At 39.3% G+C, this 13,784-nt stretch carries 9 protein-coding genes; 5 read left to right on the forward strand and 4 right to left on the reverse strand.

The annotated features are described in order from the left end of the window. Positions 1 to 4: 4 nt before the first annotated feature. Entirely contained in the window at positions 5 to 460 is a 456-nt protein-coding gene (locus KKW16_RS07275; protein WP_046939317.1) for an NfeD family protein, read from the forward strand. Between the two features lie 94 nt (positions 461 to 554). On the opposite strand, the gene KKW16_RS07280 is transcribed toward KKW16_RS07275, so the two are convergent. Beyond that, a complete protein-coding gene (locus KKW16_RS07280) occupies positions 555 to 1,322 on the reverse strand; it encodes a TOBE domain-containing protein (protein ID WP_215768121.1) in 768 nt (255 codons plus the stop codon). A gap of 191 nt (positions 1,323 to 1,513) precedes the next feature. Here KKW16_RS07280 and mfd point away from each other — a divergent pair, with 191 nt between their 5' ends. Next, complete coding sequence (gene mfd / locus KKW16_RS07285; protein ID WP_215768122.1) at positions 1,514 to 4,954, forward strand: transcription-repair coupling factor; 3,441 nt, start codon at positions 1,514 to 1,516, stop codon at positions 4,952 to 4,954. 54 nt (positions 4,955 to 5,008) lie between these two features. Here mfd and KKW16_RS07290 read toward each other — a convergent pair whose 3' ends face one another. Then, entirely contained in the window at positions 5,009 to 6,400 is a 1,392-nt protein-coding gene (locus KKW16_RS07290) for a DegQ family serine endoprotease (protein WP_215768123.1), read from the reverse strand. Positions 6,401 to 6,602: 202 nt separating this feature from the next. Between KKW16_RS07290 and accD the strand changes: the two genes are divergently transcribed. Beyond that, on the forward strand, positions 6,603 to 7,493 hold the full coding sequence (gene accD / locus KKW16_RS07295; protein WP_009499983.1) for an acetyl-CoA carboxylase, carboxyltransferase subunit beta: 891 nt from the start codon (positions 6,603 to 6,605) through the stop codon (positions 7,491 to 7,493). A gap of 1 nt (position 7,494) precedes the next feature. Then, positions 7,495 to 8,799, forward strand: coding sequence for a bifunctional tetrahydrofolate synthase/dihydrofolate synthase (gene folC, locus KKW16_RS07300; RefSeq protein WP_215768124.1), 1,305 nt, complete (start codon positions 7,495 to 7,497; stop codon positions 8,797 to 8,799). A gap of 3 nt (positions 8,800 to 8,802) precedes the next feature. On the opposite strand, the gene KKW16_RS07305 is transcribed toward folC, so the two are convergent. After that, entirely contained in the window at positions 8,803 to 9,489 is a 687-nt protein-coding gene (locus KKW16_RS07305) for a SanA/YdcF family protein (protein WP_215768125.1), read from the reverse strand. 157 nt (positions 9,490 to 9,646) lie between these two features. Here KKW16_RS07305 and metX point away from each other — a divergent pair, with 157 nt between their 5' ends. After that, positions 9,647 to 10,723, forward strand: coding sequence for a homoserine O-acetyltransferase MetX (gene metX, locus KKW16_RS07310; protein ID WP_065265136.1), 1,077 nt, complete (start codon positions 9,647 to 9,649; stop codon positions 10,721 to 10,723). 55 nt (positions 10,724 to 10,778) lie between these two features. Here the strand turns inward: metX and gyrA are convergent, their stop codons facing one another. Beyond that, positions 10,779 to 13,421, reverse strand: a complete 2,643-nt coding sequence (gyrA, locus tag KKW16_RS07315) for a DNA topoisomerase (ATP-hydrolyzing) subunit A (protein ID WP_215768126.1) — start codon at positions 13,419 to 13,421, stop codon at positions 10,779 to 10,781. Between the last annotated feature and the right edge of the window lie 363 nt (positions 13,422 to 13,784).

Genomic DNA, 13,784 nt, shown 5'->3' on the forward strand with positions numbered 1-13,784 from the left:
ATCTATGGCGGATTGGTTAATAAATTGGACGCTTTGGCACTGGCTGATTTTAGGCTTTATTTTGCTTATTGGTGAAGTGCTTACACCTGGGATATTTTTGCTATGGTGGGGATTAGCAGCTTTAGTGACGGCATTTGTACAATTTCTTTTTCCCAGCCTTTCTCTTGCCTCACTTGCTATTTTTTACGCGCTATTAGCTTGCATACTTTCAGTGATTTGGTGGAAATATCAACATGGTAAAGATCGCCATGATCAATCTCATTCAACATTAAATCAACGCGATCATGCGTTACTTGGTAAACAAGGTATTGTTCAAGAACTTGGCGCGAATGGAATTGGTCGAGGTGCTTTTGGTGATACAACTTGGCGTATTCAAGGCGATAATCTCACGGTTGGCGCATTGATTGAAGTTGAACGTGTGGATGGTATTACGCTGATTGTAAAAAATATTTCTAATTAGTTTAGGATTTTAATTGATAACAAATAAGACAGGCATCAACCCTGTCTTTTTTGTATGATCAAAATATTCTTCCAAAATTTACCGCACTTTGAGATTAACCTAGCGTCGCTAAAATAATTTGCTCTTGATCAATATGAATCCAAACTTGTTGCCCGATTTGCCATTGATTTGGCTGGTGGACCGTGGCACAAAATTCAATATCGCTGTCAGCAAATTGAAGGATGGCTTCCTCTTCATTAAGTGATTTGATATTTACAGGGAACTGATTAGATTGATTTTCTAGTGTTTTTTCACTAATTTTCACCCAAGGCGCTTTGAACATCAACATCACTTCTTTTTCCGTAATGAGTTTCAAACGAGCCGAGCTTTTAGTGGTAATTGAAACTTGAAACGGCGTTGATAATCCTTGCACATTCACATCCACAACACAACGAGAGTCAATGATTCGTTGTTGTGCCACTCGCCCAAAAAATTGATTGCGTGCGCTACTTTGTAAAGAAAAACGTGCAGTTGCCGTGAGCAAACTATCTAACGGAACGGATTCATCTTGTAGAATATGAAAAGCGTGTTCTTGCGTACGTTCTAATAAATCATAAAGCTGTAGCAAACGCTCGGCATAAGTGGTAAGCGCTGTGCCTCCGCCATTTTTTCCACCTGTATTTCGTTCAAGCAATGGGCGAGGACTGATTTTATTCATGGCTTCTAAATGATCCCACGCACTTTTATAGCTCACTTTTGCATTTTTTGCTGCTTGATTAATCGAACCGCATTGTTGAATTTCTTTGAGTAAACGCACTCGTTTTGGATCGATAAAAAGTGCTTGTTGAAGTTTAATGGTGAGTAAGATCTCGGTATTTTTCATTTTTCTGTTCCTTATCACAATACGGACATTTTACTATGAAAATAGATGAGATAAAACGTTCTGGCGGATAAACTATCTTTGCATAATATTAACTAACTGTTTTTTTAAACAGTTGATTGTTGAAATATATTATGAACTTCAGTAAACTGTTCGTCAGTTTTTAAACAAGCATTAATGCGTTATTGATATTTATGAAAACGGCTTTTTTCCAACCTGATATTCCTACCCAACCCAATGATCACAAAATTTTAGGCAATGTATTACCCGGCGCTGATGCATTGGCGATTAGTGAAATTGCAGAGCAAAATCAAAATTTAACCGTAGTGGTGACACCAGATACGCGAAGTGCGGTGCGTTTATCACGTATTTTATCGGAATTAAGCAGTCAAAATGTATGCCTTTTCCCTGATTGGGAAACCTTACCTTACGATACCTTTTCCCCTCATCAAGAAATTATTTCCTCTCGTTTAAGTGCGCTTTTCCATTTACAAAATGCGAAAAAAGGCATTTTCTTATTGCCAATTTCGACATTAATGCAACGTCTTTGTCCGCCACAATATTTACAACACAATGTGCTTCTGATTAAAAAAGGTGATCGTTTGGTCATCGATAAAATGCGCTTACAATTGGAAGCAGCGGGCTATCGTGCTGTGGAGCAAGTATTAGAACACGGTGAATACGCTGTTCGTGGAGCCTTGTTGGATCTTTTCCCAATGGGAAGTTCGGTGCCTTTTCGTCTTGATTTTTTTGATGACGAAATTGATTCCATTAGCACTTTTGATGTGGATACGCAACGTACTCTTGATGAAATTAACTCAATTAACCTTTTGCCGGCTCACGAATTTCCAACGGATGACAAAGGGATTGAATTTTTCCGTGCGCAATTTCGTGAAACTTTTGGGGAGATTCGTCGAGATCCCGAACATATTTATCAGCAAATCAGTAAAGGTACATTGATTTCTGGCATTGAATATTGGCAGCCACTTTTCTTTTCTGAAATGGCGACTTTGTTTGATTATTTGCCAGAACAAACGCTGTTTATAGATATGGAAAATAACCAAATGCAGGGTGAGCGTTTTTATCAAGATGCAAAACAGCGTTATGAACAACGTAAAGTGGATCCGATGCGTCCGCTTTTACCGCCTGAAAAATTATGGCTTAATGTGGACGAAGTCAATCGTCGATTGAAATCTTATCCACGCATTACATTTAAAGCGGAAAAAGTGCGGTCATCGGTACGCCAGAAAAATTTATCTGTTGCTGCTTTACCAGAAGTGACCATTCAATCCCAGCAAAAAGAACCATTGGGACAATTACGTCAATTTATTGAGCATTTTAAAGGAAATGTACTGTTTTCTGTGGAGACGGAAGGTCGCCGAGAGAATTTGCTTGATTTGCTTTCACCGTTAAAACTCAAGCCAAAACAAATTCAATCATTGGATCAGGCTAAAAATGAAAAATTTAGCTTGTTAGTCAGTTCTCTTGAACAAGGTTTTATTATTGAACAATCGCTTCCTGTTGCGATTATTGGCGAAGCTAATTTACTTGGTGAGCGCGTTCAACAACGTTCTAGAGATAAACGTAAAACAATTAATCCTGACACGCTTGTGCGCAATCTTGCCGAGCTGAAAATAGGGCAGCCAGTTGTGCATCTTGATCACGGTGTGGGGCGTTATGGCGGTTTGGTCACCTTAGATACAGGTGGCATTAAAGCAGAATATTTGCTGCTAAATTATGCAAATGAATCAAAACTTTATGTGCCTGTTACTTCATTACATTTGATTAGCCGTTATGTTGGTGGTTCTGATGAAAGTGCGCCATTACATAAATTGGGTAACGAGGCTTGGGCAAAATCGCGTCAAAAAGCAGCGGAGAAAATTCGTGATGTGGCGGCCGAGTTACTAGATGTTTACGCACAACGCGAAGCGAAGAAAGGCTTTGCTTTTAAATATGATCGTGAAGAATTTCAACAATTTGCCGCAACTTTTCCTTTTGAGGAAACCTACGATCAGGAAATGGCAATTAATGCGGTAATTTCGGATATGTGTCAGCCAAAAGCAATGGATCGTCTTGTTTGTGGTGATGTGGGGTTTGGTAAAACTGAAGTGGCAATGCGCGCTGCCTTTTTGGCGGTGATGAATCATAAGCAAGTAGCAGTGCTAGTGCCAACCACACTGTTAGCCCAACAGCATTATGAGAATTTTAAAGATCGTTTTGCGAATTTGCCTGTGAATGTAGAAGTGTTATCGCGTTTTAAAACTGCAAAAGAACAAAAACAAATTCTTGAAAATCTTGCAGAAGGCAAAGTCGATATACTGATTGGTACCCATAAATTAATTCAATCAGATGTAAAATTTAGCGATCTTGGCTTGTTGATTATTGATGAAGAACACCGTTTTGGTGTAGGGCAAAAAGAGAAAATCAAACAGCTTCGTGCGAATATCGATATTCTTACCCTAACGGCAACGCCAATTCCGCGAACGCTTAATATGGCGATGAATGGTATTCGTGATCTTTCCATTATTTCTACGCCTCCTGCGCGCCGATTAAGTATTAAAACCTTCGTCCGCCAGAATGACGATCTTGTTGTACGAGAAGCGATTTTGCGTGAAATCTTACGTGGCGGGCAGGTTTATTATCTCCACAATGATGTCGCAAGCATTGAAAATACAGCAGAAAAACTGACCGCACTTGTTCCAGAGGCGCGAGTGATTGTGGGGCACGGACAAATGCGAGAACGTGAGTTAGAACGTGTGATGAGTGATTTTTATCATCAGCGTTATAACGTCTTAGTTTGTTCAACCATTATCGAAACGGGTATTGATGTGCCAACGGCCAATACCATTATTATTGAACGAGCAGATCATTTTGGTTTGGCTCAGTTGCATCAATTACGCGGACGAGTCGGGCGTTCACATCATCAGGCTTATGCTTATTTGCTTACGCCACCACCTAAAATGATGACAAAAGATGCCGAACGCCGTCTTGATGCATTAGAAAATCTTGATAACCTTGGGGCTGGTTTTATCTTGGCAACCCACGATTTAGAGATTCGTGGTGCCGGCGAATTACTCGGAAATGAACAAAGCGGACAAATCGAAAGCATTGGTTTTTCGCTTTATATGGAATTATTGGATGCGGCGGTTAAAGCGTTAAAAGAAGGGCGTGAACCATCATTAGAAGAATTGACGCAACAACAAGCAGATATTGAATTGCGCGTGCCTGCTTTATTGCCAGATGATTATCTAGGTGATGTGAATATGCGTTTATCCTTTTATAAACGTATTGCCGCAGCAGAGAGTAAATCAGAGTTGGACGAGTTAAAAGTTGAGTTAATAGATCGATTCGGATTATTGCCTGATGCAACAAAAAATCTACTGCAAATTGCAGAATTGCGTTTGTTGGTTGAGCCGTTGAAAGTTGTGCGAATTGATGCAGGAACACAAGGTGGTTTCATTGAGTTTTCACCAAAAGCACAGGTGAATCCAGATAAATTTATTCAATTAATTCAAAAAGAACCTATTGTGTATCGATTTGATGGCCCATTGAAATTTAAGTTTATGAAAGACCTATCTGATAACAAAGTGCGGTTAGAATTTGTGGTAGATTTGTTGAAAGCAATTGCTTCATAAAAAAAAGTCCGATCATAATGATCGGACTTTTTGTTTATACCTTTGGTGGAAGAATTATTGTACTAATAAGTAAAAATTGTTGTCTCCACGTAAAATATTTAAGGCCACAGCCGATGGCTCCTCATCAAGCGCTTTACTTAATTCAGCTGTATTTTCAACCAGTTGACGGTTTATGCCAATAATAATATCGCCAGCTTTTAAACCTCGTTGCGAAGCAAGCGAGTTCGGTTGAACCTTGGTGATTTCAATCCCTTTGATGCCTTTTGCATCATAGTTTTTCAATGTAGCGCCATCTAATGCAGGCAATTCCGTTTTAGAAGAAAGTTGATTTCCATCATCTGATTGTAATTTCACTTTAACATCGTGAGATTTACCATCGCGCAAGTAAGTTAAACTGATCTCTTTTCCTGCACCAGAGGTGGCAATTTTTGCTCGCATTTCTGCGAAACTTGAGATTTTTTGACCATTCATCGCCGTGATAATATCCCCCGCTTTAATGCCAGCTTTTTCAGCAGCAGATTTCGGTAAAACTTCACTTACAAATGCGCCTTGTTGTGCGCTTACATTAAAGGCTTTGGCTAAATCAGCATTGAGTTCGCCACCTTTAATACCAAGCAATCCTCGGCGTACTTCACCAAATTCTAAAATTTGTTGCACTAAATTGTTTGCTTGATTACTTGGAATCGCAAAGGCAATTCCTGCATTGCCACCGCTTGGCGAAATAATCGCGGTGTTGATACCAATGAGTTCACCATTTAGGTTGACTAATGCACCACCTGAATTACCGCGGTTTACCGCAGCATCAGTTTGAATATAGTTTTCATAAGCACCGCTATCAGAGCCAGTTGAGCGACCTAATGCAGAAACAATACCAGATGTCACAGTTTGACCTAAACCAAATGGATTACCAATTGCAACAGTGAAATCGCCTACTCGTAATTTATCGGAATCAGCAAATTTGATTTCTGTTAAATTACTTGGTTTTTCAAGCTGTACTAACGCAATATCTGATTGCTCATCTTTACCCACTAATTTGGCTTTAAACTCACGGCCATCTTGTAATTGCACGGTAATTTTATCTGCCCCGTCAATAACATGATTATTCGTTAAAACATAGCCTTTATTTGCATTAATAATGACGCCAGAACCTAAACCACGGAAGTTACGTTTTGATTCACCGCCTCCACCAAATTGTTCAGCAAAACGATCACCGAAGAAGAATTTAAATTCTTCAGGAATATCGTCTTGAAAAGGAGAACGTGAGTCAACTTTTGCTTTTCCTTCAACAGAAAGTGTCACTACTGCAGGTTGAACTTTTTCTAACATGGGTGCCAAACTATTTTGCTCTGAAATAAAACTTGGTAAACCAGCTTGAGTCACAAATGGTGTAGTCAAGACACTTAATCCGAGAGCAATACTGCTTAATACAAAACGTGTTTTTTTCATAAAATACTCCAAAATAGATTTCAGATAACGTGCTCTATGAGACAAAGAAATAAAAAAAATGTTCAATCATGGATTTATTTCTCATATTTATTGAAAGTCTCTAAAGGAAATCGGAGCAGTACAAAAACGCCTTACAAGTAGCAAATTCTGCAAATTTATGGTCTAATACGCAGAATTTTCTAGTCAATAAAAAGGTCGAAAAATGAGCTGGATTAACCGAATTTTTAGTAAAAGTCCGTCTTCTTCTACTCGAAAAGCAAATGTGCCGGAAGGCGTGTGGACAAAATGTACTTCTTGTGAACAAGTACTTTATAGTGAAGAACTTAAACGTAATCTTTATGTTTGCCCTAAATGTGGTCATCATATGCGTATTGACGCACGTGAGCGTTTATTAAAATTATTGGACGAAGGTTCAAGCCAAGAAATTGCGGCAGATTTAGAACCAAAAGATATTTTAAAATTTAAAGATTTAAAGAAATATAAAGATCGTATCAGTGCGGCGCAAAAAGAAACGGGTGAAAAAGATGCGTTAATTACCATGACAGGTACGCTTTATAATATGCCAATTGTTGTGGCTGCATCGAACTTTGCTTTTATGGGCGGTTCAATGGGTTCTGTAGTGGGAGCAAAATTCGTTAAAGCGGCGGAAAAGGCAATGGAAATGAATTGTCCATTTGTGTGTTTCTCTGCCAGTGGTGGCGCACGTATGCAAGAAGCATTATTCTCTTTAATGCAAATGGCAAAAACCAGTGCTGTACTTGCCCAAATGCGCGAAAAAGGTGTGCCATTTATTTCGGTATTGACGGATCCGACTTTAGGCGGCGTATCAGCAAGTTTTGCGATGTTGGGGGATTTAAATATTGCCGAGCCAAAAGCTTTAATTGGGTTTGCGGGGCCGCGCGTTATTGAACAAACCGTACGTGAAAAACTCCCTGAAGGTTTCCAACGTAGTGAGTTTTTACTTGAGAAAGGTGCAATTGATATGATCGTAAAACGTTCAGAAATGCGTAAAACTTTGGCAAGTGTGCTGAGTAAATTAACGAATCAACCTTCTCCTTTTGTGGAGCCTGAACTCATTTCAGAAGATGAATAATATGCAACTTAAAGCCACTTCGCCACTCGCTGAGTGGCTTTCTTATTTAGAAAAAAGCCATTTTAAACCTATTGATCTTGGTTTAGATCGTATTAAATCTGTGGCAGAAAAATTTGATTTACTTCATCCAGCACCTTATGTAATAACAGTCGGCGGTACGAATGGTAAAGGCACGACCTGTCGCTTGTTAGAAACGATTCTGCTTAATCACGGATTACGTGTAGGCGTGTATTCTTCGCCTCATTTACTACGTTATAACGAGAGAGTACGCATTCAAAATCAAGATTTACCAGATGAAGCACATACAGCCTCTTTTGCTTTTATTGATGAAAACAAAACAGAATCGCTGACTTATTTTGAATTTAGCACCCTTTCTGCATTGCATTTATTTAAGCAAGCAAAGTTAGATGTGGTGATTTTAGAAGTCGGTTTGGGCGGTCGTTTAGATGCAACTAATATTGTGGATAGCCATCTTGCTGTGATTACTAGCATCGATATTGATCACACCGATTTTCTTGGGGATACCAGAGAGGCCATTGCTTTTGAAAAAGCAGGAATTTTCCGCGAAAATTGTCCTGTCGTGATTGGCGAACCTAATGTGCCACAAACAATGTTAGATCAGGCTGAAAAATTACATTGCCAAGTTTCTCGACGTGATGTGGATTGGTCATTTGAGCAAAATACTGAAAATTGGCAATGGCAAAATAAAAAAGTGCGGTTAGAAAATTTGCCGTTTTGTCAGATTCCATTGGCGAATGCTGCAACGGCTCTTGCAGCCGTTCAATGTTTACCTTTTGATATTTCGGAACAGACTTTGCGAAAATCTTTGCAAGAGGTAGAACTGGTTGGTCGTTTTCAAGCAATAAAAGCAGATAGACGTGAAAAATTAGCGGATTATCTTGGCGTATCAGTTGAAACCTTGCCAACAATCATCGTTGATGTGGGGCATAATCCTCACGCTGCAAAATATTTATCTGAAAAATTAACCGCACTTAAATGCAACATTGAGGGCAAAATTATTGCCGTATGTGGGATGCTCAAAGACAAAGATGCAAATGGGGTATTTGCGCATTTAACGCCTATTATTGCTGAATGGCATTGTGTAACCTTAGGCGGCTACCGCGGGCAGTCAGGCGATGAACTAGCAGAGAAATTGAAAAGCCATTTTCCATATGTTAAAGCTACATCAGATGACTCTGTTATGGATGGTGTGCGTACAGCACTTAAAAGTGCGGTAAGAAATGATGTGGTTTTAGTCTTTGGATCTTTCCACACTGTAGCCGAATTTTGGTCTGTTGTAGAGTAAATATCAATTTACCTTATTTATTGGGGAGGGCAGTGGCTCTGGCTCTCCCAAAAAATAAGGCTCAACGCCTAATATCAAATCCAAAACCGCTTTTATACGCGCAAAAACTTCTCTTATTCGAGTCGATAGATGTAATTCAGGCTGTTTTGCTACAAAACAAATCGCATCAATATCATGTGCTTTGGCAATTAAAAGTGCGCGTTCGCAATGAAATTTTTGGCTGACAATCGTAAATGCTTGTACTTGGAAAATTTTATCTGCGCGGATAACGGAATCTAGCGTACGGAAACCAGCAAAATCACGGAACATAGAGGCTTCAGATACGCCCATTTTTCGTAAATCACGAAACATTGCTCTTGGTTCGTTATATTGGATAGTGCGATTATCGCCACTTAATAAAAGGTAATTGACTTTTTGATGATTGATCAACTCTTTTGCGGCGGCTAAACGATACTCGTAATAAGCATTAGGTTTTCCACCAATAATATATTTCGATGTGCCCAGCACAAGAGCATATGCGCGAGAGGGGAGTTCATCAATATTTGTGAATATCTTATCACGCACATAAAAACTTACGCCTTTATCGACAAGCAAGCAAAGCATAATCAGTGCAAAGATTGTATAGAGCGATATACGAACAAGTGCGGTTAATTTTGATGGTAATTTTTTTATTATCATGCCATTAAACATAATGAAAAATTCCCCGCACTTCAAGGAGAATTTGATGGATTTTATGAATTGCATTGATGTGTGATAATTTAGCCGTTTAGACGGCTAAAATTTCTTGACAACATAATCGACTTACTGATAGTTTAAACGCCATTCTCATTATTACAATAGGTTTCCAATGTCTGTGCAAAATGTAGTGCTTTTTGACACACAGCCTTTAACCATGACGCTTGGTGGCAAGCTTTCCCATATCAATGTCGCGTATCAAACTTATGGTACGCTTAATGCCGAAAAAAATAATGCGGTATTAATTTGCCATGCTTTGACTGGCGATGCTGAGCCTTATTTTGATGATGGTCGTGATGGCTGGTGGCAGAATTTTATGGGCAAAGGTTTAGCATTGGATACGGATCGTTATTTTTTTATTAGCTCGAACGTATTAGGTGGTTGCAAGGGAACAACTGGGCCTTCATCAATTAATCCGCAAACGGGTAAACCCTATGGTAGCCAATTTCCTAATATTGTCTTGCAAGATATTGTCAAAGTACAAAAAGCCTTGCTTGATCATCTTGGCATTAGCCATTTAAAAGCGATTATTGGTGGATCTTTTGGCGGTATGCAAGCGAATCAATGGGCGATTGATTATCCTGATTTTATGGATAATATCGTAAATCTTTGCTCATCCATTTATTTTAGTGCTGAAGCTATAGGCTTTAACCATGTTATGCGTCAAGCGGTCATTAATGACCCTAATTTTAATGGTGGCGATTACTATGATGGTACACCGCCGGATCAAGGACTATCTATTGCGCGCATGCTAGGTATGTTGACTTACCGTACTGATTTACAGCTTGCAAAAGCCTTTGGACGGGCTACAAAATCAGATGGCAGTTTTTGGGGCGATTACTTTCAAGTTGAATCCTACCTTTCTTACCAAGGCAAAAAATTTTTAGAACGTTTTGATGCCAATAGTTATTTGCATTTGTTACGTGCGTTGGATATGTATGACCCAAGTATTGGGTATGAAAATGTCAAAGAGGCATTATCACGCATTAAAGCGCGTTATACGCTGGTTTCTGTGACAACGGACCAGCTCTTTAAGCCAGTTGACCTTTATAAAAGTAAACAGCTTTTAGAACAAAGTGGAGTCGATCTACATTTTTACGAATTCCCATCAGATTACGGACATGATGCGTTTTTAGTTGATTATGATCAGTTTGAAAAACGAATTAGAGATGGTTTGGCGGGTAATTAATTAGTCATAAAAAAAGTGCGGTGAAATTTCACCGCACTTCTTTTTTTATAATAGGCTATTCTTCAGAATCGCTTTCTTCCAAAGAATCCTCTTCATCTGCATCACAAACACGCTCTAAACTTACTACATGTTCATCATCTGCAGTACGAATTAAACGAACACCTTGAGTGTTACGACCTACAATACTCACTTCGCTTACGCGTGTGCGAACAAGAGTTCCTGCATCAGTAATCAACATAATTTGGTCTGTTTCTTCTACTTGAGTTGCAGCAACTACTTTACCATTGCGCTCACTCACTTTAATCGAAATCACACCTTTTGTATTACGTGATTTAGTTGGGTATTCACTTAATTGTGTGCGTTTTCCGTAGCCGTTTTGCGTTGCGGTTAAAATTGCACCTTCACCTTTTGGCACAACAAGAGAAACCACTTTATCGATATTTAAGTCTAATGACGCTTCAGCGTTGTCATCAGAAATATTTTCAATTTCTACCGCACTTTCATCATCAGAAATATCGTTTGTTAAAGCGAGTTTGATACCGCGAACCCCTGTTGCTAAACGCCCCATTGCACGCACAGCATTTTCTGCAAAACGTACCACGCGACCTTGTGATGAGAACAACATAATTTCGTTGCTACCATCGGTAATATCCACGCCGATTAATTCATCTTCGTCACGTAAATTCAATGCGATGATACCGTTTGAACGTGGACGGCTAAATTCGGTTAAGGCGATTTTCTTCACAATACCGCCAGCAGTTGCCATAACTACGAATTTATCTTCTTCATAAGCAGAAACTGGCAAGATTGCAGTAATACGTTCGTTTTCTTGTAACGGAAGAATATTCACAATTGGACGCCCGCGTGCGCCACGGCTTGCTTGTGGAAGTTGATATACTTTCAACCAATATAAACGACCACGGCTAGAGAAACAGAGGATAGTATCGTGAGTATTTGCCACCAGTAATTTTTCGATGAAATCTTCTTCTTTCATCTTCGTTGCAGATTTGCCTTTACCGCCTCGACGTTGTGCTTCATAGTCAGTCAGTGGTTGGTACTTCACATAACCTTCATGAGAAAGTGTCACCACCACGTCTTCTTGTGCGATTAAATCTTCTAAATCAATATCACCAGAAGCTGCGGTAATTTCAGTTAAACGATCATCACCGAATTGTGCTTTTACTTCTTCCAATTCTTCACGAATCACTTCCATTAAGCGTTCTGCGCTACTTAAAATATGAAGAAGGTCTGCAATTTTAACTAATAATTCTTCATATTCTTTTACAACTTCTTCAAAGGCAATACCAGTTAAACGATGTAAGCGAAGTTCTAGAATTGCGTTTACTTGCGCTGGTGATAAGTAATATTGTTCACCTTGAATACCAAGATTTTCTTCTAAATCATCAGGACGAGCGGAAACATCAAGAAGATTAATAATATCGCTATGTAATGTCCAAGAGCGTGAACTGATTGCTGTTGCGGCCTCTTCACGGTTTTTAGAGTTGCGAATGATCGCAATCATTTCATCGATATTAGAACGAGCAACCGCTAAACCTTCCAAAATGTGCGTACGTTCACGCGCTTTGCGAAGTTCAAAGATAGAACGACGCGTAACGACTTCACGACGGTGTAAAACAAAGGCTTCAATGATTTCTTTAAGATTAAATAAACGTGGTTGACCGTGATCCAAGGCCACCATATTGATACCAAAGGTCACTTGCATTTGAGTAAGCGAGTAAAGATGGTTTAATACTACTTCACCTACTGCATCACGTTTAATATCAATTTCAATACGAATCCCTTCTTTGTTTGAAAGGTCAGTAATATTGCTGATGCCTTCGATTTTTTTCTCGCGAATTAATTCGGCGATTTTCTCGACTAATTTTGCTTTATTTACTTGGTATGGCAATTCAGACACGATAATTTGCTCGCGTCCTTTTTCGTTGGTTTCTACTGTTGCACGAGCACGAACATAAACTTTACCACGACCAGTACGATAGGCTTCTTCAATTCCTTTACGACCATTAATTAATGCAGCGGTTGGGAAGTCTGGTCCCGGAATATATTGCATTAATTCATCAATGGTAATTTCATTGTTGTCGATATAAGCCAGACAACCATTCAATACTTCATTTAAGTTGTGTGGAGGAATGTTAGTTGCCATCCCTACTGCAATACCAGAAGAACCATTTGCTAAAAGTGCTGGAATACGAGTTGGCAATACATCTGGAATCATTAATTCGCCATCATAGTTTGGCGAGAAATTGACGGTTTCTTTATCCAAATCTGTGAGCAATGTTTGTGTAATTTTTTGCATACGCACTTCGGTATAACGCATTGCAGCTGGCGCATCACCATCAATTGAACCGAAGTTACCTTGCCCATCAACCAACATATAGCGAAGTGAGAATGGTTGCGCCATACGAACGATTGTATCGTACACGGCTAAGTCACCATGTGGGTGATATTTACCGATTACATCACCTACAACACGCGCTGATTTTACATATTTTTTATTGGCGGTATTGCCTTCGCGATCCATTGAGAACAACACGCGGCGGTGAACAGGTTTTAAACCATCTCGAACGTCAGGTAATGCACGCCCAACGATAACCGACATCGCATAGTCAAGGTAGGAAGATTTGAGTTCTTCTTCGATATTGACAGGGGTGATAGATGATTGGATTGAATCCGTCATTGGTATTCCTTTTTTGATCAAAAATTGTGGCAGATTATAGCATAAAGGTATGTTTTTTACATTAGGATTTCGCCTAAGGGCGACTTACTTTCTTTTGCTTGTACAAAAGAAAGTAAGCAAAGAAAAGTACCCCCAGTTAAATCGCTGATCTTTGCTTTGTTTCAATTTTCTTTACGGCAATTTTTTAAACTCGCAACTACGTTGCTCAAACAGACGAAAATTGCCTAAAAATTGAAAGTCGCAAAGGCGATTTATATGGGGATGGAATTTGTTGAAACGTTATTAAGTGCGGTTGGTTTTAGGGAGGTTTTTATAGGTTGTTTTATTTGTAGGTAGAATTAAATGGGTTCCCTTCTTTTCCGC

The organism is Haemophilus sp. SZY H8 (assembly GCF_018829755.1).
GTDB classification, from domain to species: domain Bacteria; phylum Pseudomonadota; class Gammaproteobacteria; order Enterobacterales; family Pasteurellaceae; genus Haemophilus; species Haemophilus haemolyticus_K.

Coding starts and splice junctions, on each gene's coding strand:
- KKW16_RS07275 (WP_046939317.1), top strand. CDS start 5: ATGGCGGATTGGTTAATAAATTGGACGCTTTGGCACTGGCTGATTTTA.
- KKW16_RS07280 (WP_215768121.1), bottom strand. CDS start 1,322: ATGAAAAATACCGAGATCTTACTCACCATTAAACTTCAACAAGCACTT.
- mfd (WP_215768122.1), top strand. CDS start 1,514: ATGAAAACGGCTTTTTTCCAACCTGATATTCCTACCCAACCCAATGAT.
- KKW16_RS07290 (WP_215768123.1), bottom strand. CDS start 6,400: ATGAAAAAAACACGTTTTGTATTAAGCAGTATTGCTCTCGGATTAAGT.
- accD (WP_009499983.1), top strand. CDS start 6,603: ATGAGCTGGATTAACCGAATTTTTAGTAAAAGTCCGTCTTCTTCTACT.
- folC (WP_215768124.1), top strand. CDS start 7,495: ATGCAACTTAAAGCCACTTCGCCACTCGCTGAGTGGCTTTCTTATTTA.
- KKW16_RS07305 (WP_215768125.1), bottom strand. CDS start 9,489: ATGTTTAATGGCATGATAATAAAAAAATTACCATCAAAATTAACCGCA.
- metX (WP_065265136.1), top strand. CDS start 9,647: ATGTCTGTGCAAAATGTAGTGCTTTTTGACACACAGCCTTTAACCATG.
- gyrA (WP_215768126.1), bottom strand. CDS start 13,421: ATGACGGATTCAATCCAATCATCTATCACCCCTGTCAATATCGAAGAA.